This is a genomic window from Burkholderia torrens (assembly GCF_984668525.1).
The window spans coordinates 817,707-836,094 of sequence record NZ_OZ480211.1 but is presented as its reverse complement, the minus strand read 5'-3'; the positions used below and the strand labels follow the sequence as shown (position 1 = coordinate 836,094).

Below are 18,388 nucleotides of genomic sequence, written 5' to 3'. Positions count from 1 at the left end.
CGTATTCAGCGTGCGCAGGTCGCGCGCGCCAGTGCGTCGGCGATCGCCTGGCGGTCGAGCGTGCGCATGCGCGCGCAGACGTGCTGGTCGGGGCGCAGCAGGTAGAACGTGCCCGGCTGCGCGTCGTAGCGTTGGGCGGCAAAACCGTCGACGTCCTCCACGACGTCGACGCCGGCCACCGGCTGCGCATGGCCGGCCGGCACGACGAGCACCGGACGCACCGGCAGCGCGAGGCCGTCGACGGCCCTGGCGAGCGCGGCCGCATCGCCCGGCAAGCCGAACAGCACGCCGGTGAAGCCGCCGCGCAGATGCTGCAGCAGCCAGCCCGACGCACCCTGCACGCGCACCGGCGCATCGGCCGCCGCCGCGCCCGGCCGCATCGCGCAGGCGAATGCGTCGCCGTTGCGATCGGGCGTGTTCAGCGGCGAATCGGCCAGTACCGCCGGCACCGACAGGCGGCCGCTGTTCACCAGCTTGCGCGCGAACTCGCAGTCGCGCGCGAGCTTCAGCGTCGCGTCGCGGAACACGCGCGACACCGCGCTCTTCGGCGTGATGAAGTCGGTCGAGCGCGTCGAGTTGCGGATGTTCTCGTCGGCCGCGAATTCGCGCTCGCTCGCATACGTGTCGAGCAGGCGGTCGTCCGAGCGGCCGTCGAGCACGAGCTTCAGCTTCCATGCGAGGTTGTCCGCGTCCTGCACGCCGCTGTTCGCGCCGCGCGCGCCGAACGGCGACACGCCGTGCGCGGAATCGCCCGCGAACAGCACGCGGCCGTGGCGGAACGTGTCCATCCGCTGGCAGCGGAACGTATAGACGCTCACCCATTCGAGCTCGAACTCGACGTCCGGCCCGAGCAGCGCGCGCACGCGCGGGATCACGCGCTCCGGCTGCTTCTCGGCGACGGGGTCGGCATCCCAGCCGAGCTGGAAGTCGATGCGCCATACGTTATCGGGCTGGCGATGCAGCAGCACCGACTGGTTGCGGTGGAACGGCGGATCGAACCAGAACCAGCGCTCGGTCGGAAACTCCGCCTTCATCTTCACGTCGGCGATCAGGAAGCGGTCCTTGAACGTGCGGCCATGGCTTTCGAGGCCCATCATCGTGCGCATCGGGCTGCGCGAGCCGTCGGCCGCGATCACGTACCGCGCGTGCAGCGTCGCGATGCCGTCCGGCGTCTCGATCGTCAGCACCGCGTGTTCGGCCGACTGCTCGATGCCCGTCACCTTGTGCTTCCAGCGGATGTCGAGGTTCGGCAGCTCGAACGCACGGTCGGCCAGATAGCCTTCGACGTAGTACTGCTGCAGGTTGATGAACGCGGGGCGCGCGTGCCCTTCCTCGGGCAGCAGGTCGAACGCGTACAGCTGCTCGTCCTGCAGGAACACCTTGCCGACGTGCCAGCTCACGCCCTTGTCGACGAAACGCTCGCCGCAGCCGAGCCGGTCGAAGATCTCGAGCGTGCGTTTCGCGAAGCAGATCGCGCGCGAACCGGTCGACAGCGTGTCGTCGTCGTCGAGCAGCACGACAGGCACGCCCTGCTGCGCGAGGTCGATCGCGGCCGCGAGGCCCACCGGGCCCGCACCGACGACGATGACCGGATGGACGGCCGCGTCATGCGCGCGCGCGCGGTACTCGAACTTCAGCGTCTGGTAATCGATGCTCATGGTCGCCATCCGCGCCTCAACCCTGCCGCGCGCGCACCGGCGCGCCCGTCGTGCCCTTCGTCTCCTGCCGGCGCGCCTGCCCGGCTGTCCTGTCAACCGCCACGTCTCGCTCCTTGCTTCCTGTTGATTCGTGAACGGCGCCGTCTCGCGGCGCCCGCATGCCGCATTTCTTGATCGGCGACAAATCCTTGGATTTACGAATAGTAAAACCAATTACGAATAGTGAAATCAACGTAAACCCTAGGCGAGTGGGCCCGGACGGGATAACCATATGAACGAAACGCCAAGCCGAGCTTGGCGCGCGCTGCTAATATCAAGCTACGAGGCGGCCCGTTCGGCCGCCGTTTTTCCTTCTTACGCCGATGATTCCGCCCACCATTCCCGAGCTGGTCGCCCGTGCCGGGCAACTGCCGTATCTGCGGGATCACCTCGCGCTGGCCGAAGGCGGCACCGCGAGCGCGAATCTGCCCGAGCGCACGCTCGGCAGCGCCTACGAACCGATCTACGACGTGACGATGCCCGGCGCGCCGCAATCGACGTCATTTGCCGACGCGATCGAGCGCTATGGCGACGAGCTCGGCTTCCAGGCCGTGACGGTCGTCACGGGCGCGGCGCACGATCCGGTCGACTCGGCCGTCGACGACCAGACGCTGGTCGCGATCGACCGCCTGTCGCGCGCGCTGCATGCGATCAACTTTTTCGGCGCGCAGCGCCACGGGCTGCTGTTCCTGCGCGTGCATGAGCGGCTGCTGAAGAGCGTGAAGTACGACCACGGCAAGCATTTCTCGTCGGTGCTGCAGCGCTTCGGGCTGCCGCCCGAGCGGATCGTGATCGAGCTGCCGGCGGTCGCGGTCGCGCACAAGACCTTCCTCGGCTACCTGACGCGCAGCTACCAGCATCACGGCTTCAAGGTCGCGGACAAGCTGCCCGACCCGGGCCGCATCCTCGCGGTCGAATCGGACATGGCGCGGCCCGACTTCATCAAGATGGATGCAGGGATCGCGTTGCGCGACGGGATGGTCAAGGCGCTTGTCGCCTATGCGCAGCGCGTGCGGATTCCGCTGATCTTCGACGGCGTCGTCGACGAGACGCAGTGCGAGCTGCTGCGCCAGCACGACGTGCGGTTCATGCAGGGCCCCGTGTTTGCGAAGGTCGTGACGGCCTGAGCGGATGGCGTGACCGGCACGCGCGATGTGCCGGGTGCCGAAATCGGGCGACGCGCCGTTCGCGGAATCCGTTCGGCTTGCGTCATCCGTGCCCGATGCCGGCCGGTTCGTGACTGGATGTCCTGCATGGCCGGCGCAACCGGAAGGCGCCGCCGCCTTCCGTGGTTCCCGCCGACACCGGCGACGACGGCATGGCCGTCGCGCACCGCATGGCTCAAGCCGTCTGCCCGAGCCGTTGCGCGAGCCCTTTCAGCTTCGGCCCGATCTGCGTCCGGAACACGTCCTCGTCCATCGACGACGCGGGACCGCTGCAGCTCAGGATCAGCCAGCGCCCCTCGCGCGGCTCGCGAAACGGCACGGCCGCCGCGTTCACGTCCATGTGCCACGCGCGGAACGAATAGCAGCACCCGCCCGCCGAGAATTCGGCCACCGCATGCTGCGCGGCGGCGACGAGCGCATCGGCGTCCGCCGCGCCGCCTGCCGCGCGGTGCAGTTCCGCGTAGAGCGCGCGGCGCACATCCTCCGGCTGCACGGCCAGGTACGCACGCCCCATCGAGCTCGTCAGCATCGACAGCCGCGAACCGGGCGCGAGCCCGAGCGTCAGCGCCGTCTCGCTGCGGATCGTCTCCAGGTAGATCATGTCGAGCCCGTCCCGGCAGCCCAGCGACACGGCCGCGCCGATCTCGCGCGCGAGCGCCTGCATGTGCGGCCGCGCGAGATCGATCGTCCCCGAACCCGACAGCAGCGCGTAGCCGAGCGACAGCACGCCGGCGTCGAGCGCATACTTTCCGAGCGTCTCGTCGTAGCGCAGGTAACCGAGCACGGTCAGCGTATAGGCGAGCCGGTTCACGGTGGCCTTCGGCAGCCCCGTGCGCTCCGCGAAGTCGCGGTTGCCGAGCATCGTCTCGCCGGGCCGGAAGGCGCGCAGCAGGTCGAGCCCGCGCGCGAGCGCGACGACGAACTTGCGCTCGTCGATCGTGGTTTCGTCGATGGTTGAAAGTGTCATCTGGTGCTACACTGGGTTCGATTTGCAAAACATTGTTCCGCACAGCGGAACTACAGTCAAGCGAACTTTTGGCATGGGGCCCGGCTGGAAGACCGGACCAACTGGAGATGAGACGATGACCGCTGCAACTTTTCATTGGGACGATCCGCTGCTGCTCGACCAGCAACTGACCGAAGAAGAGCGGATGGTGCGCGATGCCGCGCAGGCGTACGCACAGGACAAGCTCGCGCCGCGCGTCACCGAAGCGTTCCGCCACGAGCGCACCGACGCCGCCATCTTCCGCGAGATGGGCGAAGTCGGCCTGCTCGGCCCGACGATTCCCGAGGAATACGGCGGCCCCGGCCTCAATTACGTGAGCTACGGACTGATCGCGCGCGAAGTCGAGCGCGTCGATTCGGGCTACCGGTCGATGATGTCCGTGCAGTCGTCGCTCGTGATGGTGCCGATCTTCGAATTCGGCTCCGACGCGCAGAAGCAGAAATACCTGCCGAAGCTCGCGACCGGCGAATGGATCGGCTGCTTCGGGCTGACCGAGCCGAACCACGGCTCCGATCCGGGCAGCATGGTCACGCGCGCGAAGAAGGTGCCCGGCGGCTACTCGCTGTCCGGCGCGAAGATGTGGATCACGAACTCGCCGATCGCCGACGTGTTCGTCGTGTGGGCGAAGCTCGAAGAGAACGGCAAGGACGCGATCCGCGGCTTCATCCTGGAGAAAGGCTGGAAGGGCCTGTCGGCGCCCGCGATCCACGGCAAGGTCGGGCTGCGCGCATCGATCACCGGCGAGATCGTCCTCGACGAGGTGTTCGTGCCGGAAGAGAACCTGATGCCGAACGTGAGCGGCCTGCGCGGCCCGTTCACGTGCCTGAACTCGGCGCGCTACGGGATCGCGTGGGGCGCGCTCGGCGCGGCCGAGTCCTGCTGGCACACCTCGCGCCAGTATGTGCTCGACCGCCAGCAGTTCGGCCGGCCGCTCGCCGCGAACCAGCTGATCCAGAAGAAGCTCGCCGACATGCAGACCGAAATCACGCTCGGCCTGCAAGGCGTGCTGCGCCTCGGCCGGATGAAGGACGAAGGCACGGCGGCCGTCGAGATCACGTCGATCATGAAGCGCAACTCGTGCGGCAAGGCGCTCGACATCGCGCGCCTCGCGCGCGACATGCTCGGCGGCAACGGCATCTCCGACGAATTCGGCGTCGCGCGCCACCTCGTGAACCTCGAAGTGGTCAACACGTACGAAGGCACGCACGACATCCACGCGCTGATCCTCGGCCGCGCGCAGACGGGCATCCAGGCATTCTTCTGAGCATCCGCACGTGATGCACGCGGCCGCGATGCCGCGTGCGTCATCGCCCAAGCAAACGGCCCGCCCGGCATCACTGCCGGGCGGGCCGTTGTTCATCGGAACCGCGGTTCCGGGCCGCCGATGCTTACTTGTTCGGCTGCGGCGTCAGGCGCAGATACGGACGCACTGCGTTGAAGCCCTTCGGGAAGCGCTTCTTCAGCTCTTCCGGATCCTGCAGCGACGGCACGATCACGACATCGTCGCCGTCCTTCCAGTTGCCGGGCGTCGCGACCTTGTAGTTGTCGGTCAGCTGCAGCGAGTCGATCACGCGCAGCACTTCGTCGAAATTGCGCCCCGTGCTGGCGGGATAGGTGATCGTGAGCCGCACCTTCTTGTTCGGATCGATCACGAACAGCGAGCGCACCGTCAGCGTCTCGTTCGCGTTCGGGTGGATCATGTCGTACAGCTGCGAAACCTTGCGGTCCGCATCGGCGATGATCGGAAAGCCGACGACCGTCGATTGCGTTTCGTTGATGTCGTTGATCCAGCCCTTGTGCGATTCGACGCCGTCGACCGACAGCGCGATCACCTTCACGTTGCGTTTCTCGAATTCGCCCTTCAGCTTCGAGGTCAGCCCGAGTTCCGTCGTGCACACCGGCGTGTAGTCGGCCGGATGGGAGAACAGGACGCCCCAGCTGTTGCCGAGCCAGTCGTGAAACTTGATGGTGCCCAGGCTCGATTCCTGCTCGAAATCCGGTGCGATGTCGCCAAGACGCAGACTCATAATGTTCCCTCCTCGAACGATGCTGGTTGAAACCGCGCGCTGGACAGCGCGGGGCAGTCCATCAGCTTACGGGAAGCAATGGGTCGTGCGAACGATTATTCCGTTTGATATTCATACTTTTTTGTCATTTTTACCCGGCGCCGGGACGGGACGGACGGCCACGAGGGAAACTTTTCAATCCTTTGCCGCTCTGTTCATGATTACAAGTCGTTTACCATGCAGTCTTGCACTGCCGCCGCGTGTGTTCCCGGCTCGCCAGCAGGCAGGGGTTTCGCTACGATGTGAACCTGCAGCATGACGCACGAAGGGAGTTGCAATGTCGGAAATCAACAAGGAGAAACTGATGTCGGATATCAAAACCGTTCTCTCGGACGCCGAAGACCTGCTCAAGCAAGCAGCGAGCAGCACGGGCGACCGTGCGGCCGAGCTGCGCGAGAAGGCGATGTCGCGCCTGAAGCAGGCCAAGGAAAAGGCTGCCGACGTCCAGGTCGTGGTGGTCGAGAAAGGCAAGAAGGCCGCACGCGCGACCGACGATTACGTGCACGAGCACCCGTGGACGTCGATCGGCGTGGCCGCCGGCGTCGGCGTGCTGATCGGCCTGCTGATCAACCGCAAGTAACGCGCTCTGCGCCGTTTCGTCCCGCGGGCCGCGTCGCGCGGCCCGCGGGCGTCGAAGCCAGCCGGCGGTTTCCGCCGGCCGGCTTTGTCCTAGCTGCTCACTGCGCGCACGCACCTCATCCATGACGACAGACACCACCTCGCAGCCGTCCGGCCAAGGACCGCTGCGCCGCCTCGTCGGCTCCGCGATCGGGCTTCTGCAGACACGCCTCGAACTGGTGGGCATCGAGCTTGCCGAGGAGAAGGAGCGCCTGATGGGCGTGCTGTTCCTCGGGCTCGCCGCGATGATGCTCGCGACGATGGCGCTCATCAGCCTGACCGTGCTCGTCGCGATCGCGTTCTGGGATACCTATCGCTGGCAGTCGCTCGCGGTAATCACCGCACTGTATGCCGCCGCCGGCATCGTGTGCGCGCTGAAAGCCCGCTCGGGCCTGCGCGACGCACCGACCGTATTCGAGGCGACGCTCGCCGAACTCGAGAAGGACCGCGAACTGTTCCGCGGCAAGCCGTGATCGCCATCGCGTTCACCCCTCCCACCTACTTCGTCGACGCGCCATGAGCCAGAACGTTACGGGCAATTCACCCCGATCCCATTCGTCGCGATCGAACTGGAGCGCATCGCAGCATCGCGCGCTCCGCAAGGAACTGCTGATCCTGCGATCCGAAGTCGAGCGGCTCGAGCTCGCGGAAGCCGCCGGCGAGATGCGCCAGGCCGTCACGCGCTTCAGCTGGCTCAAGGTTTTCATCCCCGGCCTTTCCACCAACAAGTTCAGCCAGTCCGCCAGAAATCTGAACGCGAGCCTCGGCAATCTCGTCAACCAGTACCCGATGCTGAGTTCGCTCGCGTCGCTCGTGCTGGCGAAACCCGTTCGCTCGCTGCTGCGCGCGAGCGCGGGCCCCGCGCTGAAGTGGGGCACGCTCGGCTTCGCCGCATGGGAGGTCTACCGGATCTGGAAGCAATCCCGCGACGAGCGCGGGCTCGACCCGCACGACGACTGACCGCCGACCTCCCGCGCGCACGGCCATGCGCCGTCGCGCGCCTTTCTCGCAGACGCTTGCGGACTCAACGCGCACCCCAGCACGCCGTGCCCGGTTCGTCGGCGCCATCGCGCCGCACATTGCCTTTCGTCCCGCCGGAATCCAGCGTGAAGGACCCGCATGGATCGTCTTGCATCGGGCCCGTGTCGAGCGGGCTTGCGTCCAGTTCGTAGCTCACCGGCGAATCGTCGCGACCCGGCCGCCGCAGCGTCAGGCGATAGACGGCACGCCCATCCGGCGGCGCCTGCACGAGCGCGTCCGGCAACGCCGAGGGCAACGAACCATCCAGCGTTTCGAGATACTGGGCCGCGCGATACAGCGCGGACACCGCCGACGCGCGATGAACGCGTGCGACATGTTCGCGATACGACGGGATGCCCCATCCGGCCAGCACCGCGACGATCGCGAGCACGATCATCAACTCGATCAGCGTGAATCCCGCCGATCGGAATACGGAAGGGCGGCCGTTCACTGAAGCACCGCCGCGACGCGACGCCAGCGCAGCGCGACGACGTGCTCGTCGCGTATCGCGACCTGGTGCTGCAGCCAGACTGCACTCGATGCGTGCGCACCGACGCCACGTGCGGTGACGAGGTAAGCACGGCTACCGGGCGGCCCTGCCCCGCGCCACGCCTCGATCAGGCATCGCGGCGGCTGCGCGGCCATCGGCCATCCGGCGAACGGCGTGAATGCTTCGGCGGCCGCCAGCGATGGCATGCGCTGCCAGGCGTCGGGCTCCGCGTAAGATTCGCGCTCGCTCACATGGGGTGCCGCGCCACGGAGCAATCGCGCGGTGCAAGCCACCAGCGCGGCATCGGCTGCGTGGAATGCGATCAGCCGATCGGACAGCGCTCGCGTGCGACGCGATTCCGTCAGCGCGGCTTCGAACCACGTGCCTGTCAGCGCTGCAATGGCCGCACCGACCGCGATGACTGCCGGCAGTGCGAGCCCTGCGTCGCGACGCCAGGCGCGGCATGCCGACCGGAAGCGCATGCGCGATTCGCACGGGTTCGTCGCCAGGGCGCTCGTGCACGCAGCCTGTTGTGGTTCGTCGCCGCTCGCGGCGATGGGCCCATGCACGTTGCCCGTTGCAACCCGTTGCGATCTCGCCCACACGGACCGACCTGCCCCGCTCATCGCAACACCTCGCGTGTGCGCGCTGCATCAGGCAACGTAGCTCCGAAGCCGAGCGCTGAATTTCTCAACGCGATGATGCGATCGAGCGTCAACCGTGCACGTCCGTCCTGTGCAACGGCGGCAAGACCGTTGCAGTCGACATGGCTGGACGGCTCGCGCATCGGTTCGCCGCGCACCCGCACGCAGACATGCACGGCCACGACATCGCGCCAGTCTTCGACCCGCATCGCATCGGCATCGACAAATTGCGCGCCGCCGCGACGCAAATAGCGCACGCGCAACTGATCGACGCCCGACACGACGGGCTGCGGCGTGCCCGGACGGCCGCTCCCTTCGCAATACAGCTCGGGCTCCCCCGTCGACGGACTGACGTGCGCATCGAAGCGGTTCTCCATCAACGGCCGCTCGCCAGGCGCGCCGACACCTTGCCCGAGGCAATCCGACGCCTGGCCGCTCACCGTCGACCACGTCGACACCGCATCACCGACATACCGGACCAGGAGCGCATCCGACGCAGCGCGCACCGACTCGCACCGCACCTGTGCGCCATCGCCCCGCACGCGCGCCGTCGAACAGCCGAACACCGGCGGCAACGATGACGCGCCTTCCATATCGAGCGGCCGGAACCCCGCCATCTGGATCTGCTGGCCGATCAACATCAGCGCGGTGCCTGCCGCATCGCGCATCCGGAAGGCGTCTTCCGCACGCCGTTGCGCGATGCGCTGCGCGTGATGGAGCGCGCCTGCCGCTGCGAGTACGAGGAGACCGACGGTCATCGCAATCAGCACCTCGAGCAGCGTGTGTGCACGCATTCGACGATCAGCGTGCATCGGCATCGGTCTCCCGAAACGGAACCCGGACGCACGTGGGCGGCTGAGCCGACACGCCCGCGGCTTCGCATCGCGGCGACGCAGCCGCGTTGCCGCTACGCCAGCCGACGACCGCGTAGCGGACGCCGCCCGGCCCGTCGTCGAGCGTCATCGCACCGCCGGGCAACGACGCAGCCGCCAGCGCCGCGAGGCCATCGCCTGTCCCGGCACTTGCGTACAAGCGCTCGATACGCGCGTCGGCCAGCCACAGCGCACGCTCGCGCCAGATCGTCGCCCGCTGAGTGCGCGCCATCGCGAGCTGGCTGCCGGCCACGGCCAGCATCACGGTCGCGAGCAGCGCGATGGCCAGCGTCGCCTCAATCAGCGACGTGCCGCGCATGGCGTTGCGCATCGCGATCATGCCGAGCCGCAGCGGCCGGCGACCACCCGCGCCCGGCCGCCTGCCGCAATCCTCACGCAACGCGACACGCGTGCGTCTTCCGCGTCGGACACGCCGCGCCGCGGACGCAATTCGAACCGCCGGATTCCGCCGATCGCCTGGCCGGCCGGCGGCGCAAAAGCCAGATCGTGCGCGGCGCCCGCGACGGCCACTTCGGCATCGCGCGGATAGCGTCTCAGTACGCGCGATTGCCCGTCGACCTGCCCGCTGACGATCCAGTCGCACGACCATTCGGCCGCATCGCACCGCTCGCCGGCACGCAGACAGGTGCCGCCGTTCCCGGCCCGGCACAGCGTGACACGCGTGCCAAGACGCGTCGCCTCGGTACGCGCAAACGAAAGCGCGCCGAGCAACGCACGCGAGCGTGCATCCACACGCTCACGCATGCGCCACTGGTCGAACGCGGGCGCCGCGTAGAGCGCGAGCCCGGCCGCCAGCGCGAGCGCGACCATCAGCTCGACGAGCGTGAACCCGCCGGAGCCAAGCCATGGATTTTTCAAAGGTTGAGTGTGCAGCCCCATCGCCATCGTCCTCCACCAGGGTGAGGAGACGACTGTAGCGATGCGTGCGGACTCGCACCATTTGCCGAACGGCCGACTGGCGACATCCGGTCGCGACCGACACAATCGGCGCGAACTGAACCAACGGAGAAGACGATGAACGAACGCAGCGCGTCAGCGCTTACGCGGGGTCTTGGCGGGAGAGGCGCGACGGAACTCTTCGATCACGTCGGCAAATTCGGAAACGTCCTCGAACCGGCGATACACCGATGCGAAGCGCACATAAGCGATCGTATCGAGGCCGCGCAACTCGTTCATCACGAGTTCGCCGAGCTTCTCGCTACGCACTTCACGCTCGCCTGTCGCGAGCAGTTGATATTCGATGCGGGCGACCGCCGCGTCGATCGCGTCGGCAGCAACCGGCCGCTTACGCAGCGCGAGTTGCATGCTGGCGACGATCTTGCGACGGTCGAACTCCGTGCGACTGCCGTCCTTCTTCACGACGAACGGCAGGGACAGCTCGACCCGCTCGTACGTCGTGAAGCGCTTGTCGCAAGCCGAGCAGCGACGGCGCCGGCGAATCGCGGCGCCATCTTCGGACACGCGCGAGTCTACGACCTGCGTGTCGTCATGCCGGCAGAACGGGCAGCGCATCGGCGATCAGCGATAGACCGGGAAACGCTTGGTCAGCTCGGCGACCTGCGCACGCACGCGCTCGATCGTCGCGGCATCTTCCGGGTTCTCCAGCACGTCGGCGATCAGGTTGCCCACCTGCTCCGCTTCCGCCGGGCCGAACCCGCGCGTCGTCATCGCCGGCGAACCCAGGCGCACGCCGCTCGTCACGAACGGCTTTTCCGGATCGTTCGGAATCGCGTTCTTGTTCACCGTGATGTGTGCCGCACCGAGTGCCGCTTCCGCTGCCTTGCCCGTGATGTTCTTCGCGCGCAGGTCCACCAGCATCACGTGGCTTTCCGTACGGCCCGACACGATCCGCAGGCCGCGCTTCACCAGCGTTTCAGCCAGCACGCGTGCGTTCTCGACCACCTTCTCCTGGTACGACTTGAACTCCGGCGACAGCGCTTCCTTGAACGCCACCGCCTTCGCCGCGATCACGTGCATCAGCGGGCCGCCCTGGATCCCCGGGAAGATCGCCGAGTTGATCGGCTTCTCGTACTCCGCCTTCATCAGGATCACGCCGCCGCGCGGGCCGCGCAGGCTCTTGTGCGTCGTCGTCGTCACGAAGTCCGCGTGCGGCACCGGGTTCGGGTACACGCCGGCCGCGATCAGGCCTGCGTAGTGCGCCATGTCGACCATCAGGTACGCGCCCACCGACTTCGCGATCTTCGCGAGGCGCTCGAAATCGATCTTCAGCGAGAACGCCGACGCACCCGCGACGATCAGCTTCGGCTTGTGTTCCTGCGCGAGCTTCTCAGCCGCTTCGTAGTCGATGTCTTCGTTTTCGTTCAGGCCGTAGCTCACGACGTTGAACCACTTGCCCGACATGTTGACCGGCGAGCCGTGCGTCAGGTGACCACCGTGCGCGAGGCTCATGCCCATGATCGTGTCGCCCGGCTTGAGCATCGCGAAGAACACGCCCTGGTTCGCCTGCGAACCCGAGTTCGGCTGCACGTTCGCGGCTTCCGCGCCGAACAGCTGCTTCACGCGGTCGATCGCGAGCTGCTCGACCACGTCGACGTATTCGCAGCCGCCGTAGTAGCGCTTGCCCGGATAGCCTTCCGCGTACTTGTTCGTGAGCTGCGAGCCCTGGGCGGCCATCACGGCCGGGCTCGTGTAGTTTTCCGACGCGATCAGCTCGATGTGATCTTCCTGGCGGCGGTTTTCCTGCTCGATCGCTGCAAAGACTTCGGGATCGACGTTCGCGATGGTGCTTTGGGCTCTGTCAAACATACGGTTTCCGTTAAGTGTGTACAGGTTGACCGGAGCGGCCGAGTACGGTGCGCTGCTGGCGGGACCAGCTCGACGTGGCGGAAGAATCCGAATGACGCGAGGCAGGACAGCCACCGGCGATGCACGCGACGGCGCACAACGGCTGCCCAGGCGAACGGCAAAAACGGCGCCCCGCGCTTCACGGTGGGATGCTCCACCTTGAACCCGAACGGGTTCTATCGCCAGTCACGCAGGGGTGATGAGCGCGTTAGTGTATTGGATGCGTCATGAATAGGCAACCGCACGGCAGCGCGCCGGATGCAATTGGGGCCAGACTCTACGTGCCCGTGCCGAAACGCTTTGCCGCCTTGCCGCGGTGCGGCAATCTCAGTAGGCTTGCGGGATACTACCCGCTATTTTGTCATCGACCAGGAGCAGCAATGATCGTGTTCGTCACAGGCGCGTCCGCCGGCTTCGGCGCCGCCATCGCCCGTGCCTTCGTCAACGGTGGTCACCGCGTCGTCGCGACTGCGCGCCGCAAGGACCGTCTCGACGCGCTCGCCGCCGAACTCGGCGACGCCCTTCTGCCGTTCGAGCTCGACGTGCGCGACCGCGCAGCCGTCGAGGCCGTGCCGGCCGCCCTCCCCGCCGAATTCGCGGCGCTCGACGTGCTCGTCAACAATGCCGGCCTCGCGCTCGGGGTCGAACCGGCCCACAAGGCGAGCCTCGACGAGTGGCAGACCATGATCGACACGAACTGCTCGGGCCTCGTGACCGTCACGCACGCATTGCTGCCCGGCATGATCGCGCGCGGTCGCGGCCATATCTTCAATCTGGGCTCGGTGGCCGGCACCTATCCGTATCCGGGCGGGAACGTATACGGTGCAACCAAGGCTTTCGTCAGACAATTCAGCCTGAACCTACGCGCCGACCTGATCGGCACGCCGTTGCGCGTAACCGACATCGAGCCGGGCCTGTGCGGCGGCACGGAATTCTCGAACGTCCGCTTCCGCGGCGACGATGCAAAGGCGGCGAACGTCTACCAGAACGTCCAGCCGCTCACGGCCGAGGACATCGCGGACACGATCTACTGGATCGCCACGCGCCCTGCGCACGTCAACATCAACACGATCGAAATGATGCCGGTCGCGCAAGCGCCGGCCGGCCTCACGATCCATCGCGGCTGATACGCCGCCCGCAGCCGCGGGCCCGCCTCCGGCCGGCCCGCGGTGTGCTACGGCGTACTACATTCCGTTACGAATCGGTTACGAATCGGCTTCCTGCCTTCCGGTAGAATGCGCGCCATGACTCAGCCTACCCGCTCCCCGGAAGCGCCTTCCGGCTTCACCTGGCCGGTGCGTGTGTACTACGAGGATACCGACGCAGGCGGCATCGTCTTCTATGCCAACTACCTGAAGTACTTCGAGCGCGCCCGCACCGAGTGGTTGCGCGCGTGCGGTATCGACCAGCGTCAGCTCGCCGACGATACCGGCGCGATCTTCATCGTCCGCAGTACGTCGCTCGACTACCGCGCGCCGGCGCGACTCGACGACACGCTGACGATCACGAGCCGGCCCGGACGCATCGGCCGCGCCTCGGTGGAATTCACGCAGGAAGCCTGGTGTGGCGACACGCTGCTCGTAGCCGGGCACATTCGCCTCGGCTGCGTCGACCGTAACGGTATCCGGCCCGCGGCCATCCCGCCGGCCGTGCTCGACGCGCTGCAACGCGGGCCCGTCATCGACGCCGGGCACGCTCCAGTGTCAACGAAGCGCGCATGAGCGCCGTTTAGACAAAGCCTATGAACTTGCCGTTCTGATTCGATACTAAGCAAGGTTCGGCGTCAGGCATGGCCGGCGCGCCGCGCCGCACGCATACCGGGCGCCCCGAAGGGCCGTTACTCAAACCTCTATGAACACTTCTCAAGACCTGTCGATCATTTCCCTCGTCCTCAACGCGAGCGTGCTGGCCCAGGCCGTGATGGGACTGCTGCTGTTGCTGTCGCTGATGTCGTGGACCTTCATCTTCCGCAAGTGGTTCGCGATCCGCCGCGCGCGCGCGCAGACCGAACGCTTCGAGAAGGATTTCTGGTCGGGCGGCGACCTGCAGGCGCTGTACCAGAGCGCGGCCAACAATCGCCACACGATCGGCGCGCTCGAGCGGATCTTCGAATCGGGGATGCGCGAATTCCTGAAGGCGAAGGAAAAGCGCATCAGCGATCCGGGCCTCGTGCTCGACGGTGCCCGCCGCGCGATGCGCGCGTCGTTCCAGCGCGAGATGGACGTGCTCGAAGCGAACCTCGCCTTCCTCGCGTCGGTCGGCTCGGTCAGTCCGTACATCGGCCTGTTCGGCACGGTCTGGGGGATCATGAACTCGTTCCGCGGGCTCGCGAACGTGCAGCAGGCCACGCTCGCGAACGTCGCGCCGGGCATCGCCGAGGCGCTCGTCGCCACCGCGATCGGCCTGTTCGCCGCGATTCCGGCGGTGGTCGCGTACAACCGCTACGCGCACGACATCGACCGCCTCGCGATCCGCTTCGAGACCTTCATCGAAGAGTTCTCGAACATCCTGCAGCGTCAGGCCCAGTAAGGAGCGCGCCATGGCAGGAAGTCCCATCCGATCCAGCATGCGCGGCGGCCGCTCGCGCCGTGCAATGGCCGACATCAACGTCGTGCCGTACATCGACGTGATGCTGGTGCTGCTCGTGATCTTCATGGTCACCGCACCGCTCGTCGCCCCGTCGATCATCAACCTGCCGACCGTCGGCAATGCCGCGCCGCAGGAGCAGATGCCGCCCGTCGTCGTCAACATCAAGGCCGACCGCACGATGAGCGTCAAGTACAAGGGCGACTCGGGCTCGACTCAGGAAGACACGATGACGAAGGCCGAGCTCGACAGCTTCATCTCGGCCCGGCAGGCCGATCACCCTGACCAGCCGGTCGTGATCGCGGCCGACAAGACCGTGCAGTACGATGCCGTCATGACCGTGATGTCGGATCTGAAGGCGCGCGGCGTCAAGCGCGTCGGCCTCCTCGTCAAATCGCAATGAACCGGCAGCAATCCACGCGCAGATCCGCCTACCCGCTCCAGCCTCCTCGCGAGCGCGGGACGTGGCGCGCGTTCGCGCTCGCCGCGCTGATGCACGTGCTGCTCGCGCTGTTCCTCTATCACGGCGTGCAGTGGCAGAACAGCACGCCGGCCGGCGCCGAAGCCGAGCTATGGACCGAGGTGCCCGACGTCCCCGCACCGCGGCCCGTCGTCACGCCCACGCCGCCCGCGAAGGTCGCGCCGCCCCCTCCCCCGATGCGCGACGAGCAGGCCGACATCGCGCTGCAGCAGAAGAAGCGGCAGCAGGAAGCCGCCGCGCGCGAAGCGCTGCTCGATCAGCAGCGCCGCGCGCAGCAACTGAAAGCCCGGGAGGAAGACGAAGCCCGGCGTGCACAGCTCGCGGCCCAGCAGGCCGCCGCACTCGCCGCGCAGAAAGCCGCGGAACGCGACCGGCAGAAGCAGGCCGACAAGCTCAAGCAACAGCAGCTCGCCGAGCAGCAGAAGCTCGAACAGCAGAAACTCCAGCAGCAGAAGCAGGCGCAGCTCGAAGCGCAGCAGGCGGCGAAGGCCAAAGCCGACGCGGCCGCGAAGGCCAAGGCGGAAGCGCAGGCCAAGGCGAAGGCCGAAGCCACGGCGCGCGCGAAGGCCAGCGCGGCGGCGAACGCGAAGCTCGACCGCGAGCGCAACGCGCGTCTCGCACAGATGCAGGGCCTGTCCGGCGCCGGTGAAGGCGGCGGCGAAGGCCTCGCGAAAAGCGGCACGGGCACGGGTTCCGGCGGCAATGCCGCGACGCCCGGCTATGCCGACAAGGTGCGCCGCCGCGTCAAACCAAACATCGTTTGGGGCGGCGAGCGAGCAGGCCTGACCACCGTCGTCAAGATTCGGTGCACGCCGTCCGGTGACGTATTGAGCGCATCGGTCTCCCGCTCGAGCGGGAATTCGGGGTGGGATCAAGCCGTGGTGAATGCGATCCACGCATCGGTCCCGTTGCCGCCCGATTCTAACGGTCGTACCCCGTCGGACATTACGATTACCTTCAAGGCAGCGGAGTGAGCGGAAATGCGCTTACACTCCCGGCGTCGCTGTCAGACGGGAACGAATCGGGTATTTTTACTGTCTCTGCGGTTGCGCAGCGATCCAAGCCATACGGGAAGCAAGAAGCATGAGTTTGATGACAAAGCTAGGTTTCAGGGCACTCGTGGCCTCGTGTCTGATTACGGCGGGCAGCGCCGCTAACGCCCAGGTCAACGTGCTGATCACCGGTGTCGGGTCGACCCAGTTCCCCATTGCCACGGCGAATTTCGCGAACGAGGCGGGCTTGCCGCAGCAGGTCACGTCGATCGTCCGTGCCGACCTCGCCCGCAGCGGCAAATTCACCAACGTCGACGCAGGCAGCACGCCCGTGCCCGAGACCGCCTCGGTCGATCTCGGCGCATGGAAGGCCAAGGGCGCGAATGCGTTCGTCGCCGGCAGCGTGAACCGCGAAGCGAACGGCCAGTACAAGGTCAACTTCATCCTGTACGACACCGTGAAGCAGCAAAGCCTCGGCGGCCTGTCGCTGACGGCAGCAAACGACGGCTCGCTGCGCAAAACGGGCCATCAGATTGCCGACTACATCTACCAGAAGCTGCTTGGAACGCGGGGCGTGTTTGCAACACGCCTGTCATACGTGGTCAAGATCGGCAACAAGTACAAGCTGCAGGTGTCCGATTCGGACGGACAAAATGCGATCAGCGCACTGACGAGCACCGAACCGATCATCTCGCCGTCGTGGTCGCCGAGCGGCACGAAGGTCGCGTACGTGTCGTTCGAGCGCAAGAAGCCGATCGTCTACATCCACGACCTGCCGACCGGCCGCCGCTACATCGTCTCCGACCAGAAGGGCAACAACAGTGCACCGGCCTGGTCGCCGGACAGCAACACGCTCGCCGTTGCGCTGTCGCTGACGGGCAATACGCAAATCTATACGGTCAACTCGACGGGTGGCGGCCTGCGCCGCCTCACGCAGAGCAGCTCGATCGACACCGAGCCGTTCTACTCGCCGGACGGCCGCTGGATCTACTTCACGAGCGATCGCGGCGGTGCGCCGCAGATCTACCGGATGCCCGCACAGGGTGAAAGCGCCGGTGCCGCGCAGCGCGTGACCTTCACCGGCAGCTACAACACGAGTCCGCGTATCAGCCCGGACGGCAAGCTGCTCGCTTACATCTCCCGCACGGGTGGGGGCTTCAAGCTGTACGTTCAGGATCTGCAATCCGGCGCGGCGAACGCCGTCACGAATACCAGTCACGACGAATCGCCGAGCTTCGCGGCAAACGGCCAGTACCTTCTGTACGCTACCCAGTCGGGTGGTCGCAATGTCCTGGCTGCAGTGCCCTCCGACGGCAGCGCGCCGCCGCAAATCCTGTCCGTCCAGGGCGGCTCCGTTCGCGAGCCGTCGTGGGGGCCCTTCATGCAATGACCACAAGGAGAGTAACCATGATGTCGAATAAAGCTCGTCTGGCCCTGGCCGTGATGATGATCAGCGCGCTCGCCGCATGTAAGTCGGGCGTGAAGCTCGACGACAAGGCGAACAACGCGGGCGCAGTCAGCACGCAACCGAGCGCCGACAATGTCGCGCAAGTGAACGTCGATCCGCTGAACGACCCGAACAGCCCGCTCGCGAAGCGCAGCATCTACTTCGACTTCGACAGCTATTCGGTGAAGGACGAGTACCAGCCGCTGATGCAGCAGCACGCTCAGTACCTGAAGAGCCACCCGCAGCGTCACGTGCTGATCCAGGGCAACACCGACGAACGCGGCACGAGCGAGTACAACCTCGCGCTGGGCCAGAAGCGTGCGGAAGCCGTCCGTCGTGCGATGGCACTGCTCGGCGTGAACGATTCGCAAATGGAAGCCGTGAGCCTCGGCAAGGAAAAGCCGCAGGCAGCAGGTCACGACGAAGCATCGTGGGCGCAGAACCGTCGCGCCGACCTCGTCTACCAACAGTAAGTAA

22 protein-coding genes and 1 riboswitch are annotated in these 18,388 nt (G+C 66.6%); of the genes, 12 read left to right on the top strand and 10 right to left on the bottom strand.

Annotated features, from left to right (window positions below; translation table 11 throughout):
• Positions 1–5 precede the first annotated feature (5 nt).
• A complete protein-coding gene (locus AC5LXX_RS03805) occupies positions 6–1,667 on the bottom strand; it encodes an FAD-dependent oxidoreductase (protein ID WP_493410525.1) in 1,662 nt (553 codons plus the stop codon).
• A 353-nt stretch (positions 1,668–2,020) separates the two neighbouring features.
• On the opposite strand from AC5LXX_RS03805, the gene AC5LXX_RS03800 reads away from it, so the two are divergent.
• The gene (locus AC5LXX_RS03800) at positions 2,021–2,824 is read left to right on the top strand and encodes an EAL domain-containing protein (RefSeq protein ID WP_493410524.1); all 804 of its coding nucleotides are present in this window, start codon (positions 2,021–2,023) and stop codon (positions 2,822–2,824) included.
• 214 nt (positions 2,825–3,038) lie between these two features.
• Here the strand turns inward: AC5LXX_RS03800 and AC5LXX_RS03795 are convergent, their stop codons facing one another.
• Positions 3,039–3,830: an IclR family transcriptional regulator gene (locus AC5LXX_RS03795; protein ID WP_493402426.1), complete on the bottom strand. Its 792-nt coding sequence runs from the start codon at positions 3,828–3,830 to the stop codon at positions 3,039–3,041.
• A gap of 115 nt (positions 3,831–3,945) precedes the next feature.
• Between AC5LXX_RS03795 and AC5LXX_RS03790 the strand changes: the two genes are divergently transcribed.
• Positions 3,946–5,133, top strand: a complete 1,188-nt coding sequence (locus AC5LXX_RS03790; protein ID WP_124449273.1) for an acyl-CoA dehydrogenase — start codon at positions 3,946–3,948, stop codon at positions 5,131–5,133.
• A 124-nt stretch (positions 5,134–5,257) separates the two neighbouring features.
• Here the strand turns inward: AC5LXX_RS03790 and AC5LXX_RS03785 are convergent, their stop codons facing one another.
• On the bottom strand, positions 5,258–5,896 hold the full coding sequence (locus tag AC5LXX_RS03785; RefSeq protein WP_034187217.1) for a peroxiredoxin: 639 nt from the start codon (positions 5,894–5,896) through the stop codon (positions 5,258–5,260).
• Positions 5,897–6,212: 316 nt separating this feature from the next.
• Here AC5LXX_RS03785 and AC5LXX_RS03780 point away from each other — a divergent pair, with 316 nt between their 5' ends.
• The 3 genes from AC5LXX_RS03780 (at position 6,213) to AC5LXX_RS03770 (ending at position 7,513) form a co-directional block, all read left to right on the top strand.
• Positions 6,213–6,515, top strand: coding sequence for an ElaB/YgaM/YqjD family protein (locus AC5LXX_RS03780; RefSeq protein ID WP_006494044.1), 303 nt, complete (start codon positions 6,213–6,215; stop codon positions 6,513–6,515).
• Between the two features lie 121 nt (positions 6,516–6,636).
• A complete protein-coding gene (locus AC5LXX_RS03775) occupies positions 6,637–7,026 on the top strand; it encodes a phage holin family protein (RefSeq protein ID WP_124449275.1) in 390 nt (129 codons plus the stop codon).
• Between the two features lie 43 nt (positions 7,027–7,069).
• Positions 7,070–7,513, top strand: a complete 444-nt coding sequence (locus AC5LXX_RS03770) for a DUF3318 domain-containing protein (RefSeq protein ID WP_493410523.1) — start codon at positions 7,070–7,072, stop codon at positions 7,511–7,513.
• 64 nt (positions 7,514–7,577) lie between these two features.
• Here AC5LXX_RS03770 and AC5LXX_RS03765 read toward each other — a convergent pair whose 3' ends face one another.
• The 7 genes from AC5LXX_RS03765 to glyA all read right to left on the bottom strand — a co-directional run bounded on the left by AC5LXX_RS03765 (position 7,578) and on the right by glyA (position 12,366).
• The gene (locus AC5LXX_RS03765) at positions 7,578–7,970 is read right to left on the bottom strand and encodes a type IV pilin protein (RefSeq protein ID WP_493411083.1); all 393 of its coding nucleotides are present in this window, start codon (positions 7,968–7,970) and stop codon (positions 7,578–7,580) included.
• A gap of 50 nt (positions 7,971–8,020) precedes the next feature.
• Entirely contained in the window at positions 8,021–8,545 is a 525-nt protein-coding gene (locus tag AC5LXX_RS03760; RefSeq protein ID WP_493410522.1) for a pilus assembly PilX family protein, read from the bottom strand.
• Between the two features lie 140 nt (positions 8,546–8,685).
• Positions 8,686–9,525 carry a PilW family protein gene (locus tag AC5LXX_RS03755; protein WP_493410521.1) on the bottom strand — a complete coding sequence of 280 codons (840 nt, stop codon included), beginning with the start codon at positions 9,523–9,525 and terminating at the stop codon, positions 8,686–8,688.
• On the bottom strand, positions 9,509–9,919 hold the full coding sequence (locus AC5LXX_RS03750; protein WP_493410520.1) for a type IV pilus modification PilV family protein: 411 nt from the start codon (positions 9,917–9,919) through the stop codon (positions 9,509–9,511). Before AC5LXX_RS03750 ends, AC5LXX_RS03755 begins: the two co-directional genes overlap by 17 nt.
• Positions 9,916–10,479, bottom strand: coding sequence for a GspH/FimT family pseudopilin (locus AC5LXX_RS03745; protein ID WP_493410519.1), 564 nt, complete (start codon positions 10,477–10,479; stop codon positions 9,916–9,918). The genes AC5LXX_RS03750 and AC5LXX_RS03745 overlap by 4 nt, the downstream gene beginning before the upstream one ends.
• Before the next feature lie 153 nt (positions 10,480–10,632).
• The gene (gene nrdR, locus AC5LXX_RS03740; RefSeq protein WP_006476792.1) at positions 10,633–11,112 is read right to left on the bottom strand and encodes a transcriptional regulator NrdR; all 480 of its coding nucleotides are present in this window, start codon (positions 11,110–11,112) and stop codon (positions 10,633–10,635) included.
• A 6-nt stretch (positions 11,113–11,118) separates the two neighbouring features.
• A complete protein-coding gene (glyA, locus tag AC5LXX_RS03735) occupies positions 11,119–12,366 on the bottom strand; it encodes a serine hydroxymethyltransferase (RefSeq protein WP_124449287.1) in 1,248 nt (415 codons plus the stop codon).
• A gap of 137 nt (positions 12,367–12,503) precedes the next feature.
• Positions 12,504–12,605: riboswitch (ZMP/ZTP riboswitch) on the bottom strand.
• 180 nt (positions 12,606–12,785) lie between these two features.
• Between glyA and AC5LXX_RS03730 the strand changes: the two genes are divergently transcribed.
• The 7 genes from AC5LXX_RS03730 (at position 12,786) to pal (ending at position 18,384) form a co-directional block, all read left to right on the top strand.
• Entirely contained in the window at positions 12,786–13,532 is a 747-nt protein-coding gene (locus AC5LXX_RS03730) for an SDR family NAD(P)-dependent oxidoreductase (RefSeq protein ID WP_124449511.1), read from the top strand.
• 108 nt (positions 13,533–13,640) lie between these two features.
• On the top strand, positions 13,641–14,126 hold the full coding sequence (gene ybgC, locus AC5LXX_RS03725; protein WP_493410518.1) for a tol-pal system-associated acyl-CoA thioesterase: 486 nt from the start codon (positions 13,641–13,643) through the stop codon (positions 14,124–14,126).
• 130 nt (positions 14,127–14,256) lie between these two features.
• Positions 14,257–14,934 carry a protein TolQ gene (gene tolQ / locus AC5LXX_RS03720; RefSeq protein WP_021157170.1) on the top strand — a complete coding sequence of 226 codons (678 nt, stop codon included), beginning with the start codon at positions 14,257–14,259 and terminating at the stop codon, positions 14,932–14,934.
• A 10-nt stretch (positions 14,935–14,944) separates the two neighbouring features.
• A complete protein-coding gene (gene tolR, locus AC5LXX_RS03715; protein ID WP_493410517.1) occupies positions 14,945–15,394 on the top strand; it encodes a protein TolR in 450 nt (149 codons plus the stop codon).
• On the top strand, positions 15,391–16,446 hold the full coding sequence (gene tolA / locus AC5LXX_RS03710) for a cell envelope integrity protein TolA (RefSeq protein WP_493410516.1): 1,056 nt from the start codon (positions 15,391–15,393) through the stop codon (positions 16,444–16,446). Before tolR ends, tolA begins: the two co-directional genes overlap by 4 nt.
• 109 nt (positions 16,447–16,555) lie before the next feature.
• Positions 16,556–17,854 (top strand): Tol-Pal system beta propeller repeat protein TolB, encoded by a 1,299-nt coding sequence (tolB, locus tag AC5LXX_RS03705; protein ID WP_493410515.1) that lies wholly within the window; start codon positions 16,556–16,558, stop codon positions 17,852–17,854.
• 17 nt (positions 17,855–17,871) lie between these two features.
• Entirely contained in the window at positions 17,872–18,384 is a 513-nt protein-coding gene (pal, locus tag AC5LXX_RS03700) for a peptidoglycan-associated lipoprotein Pal (protein WP_011351072.1), read from the top strand.
• Positions 18,385–18,388: the final 4 nt, after the last annotated feature.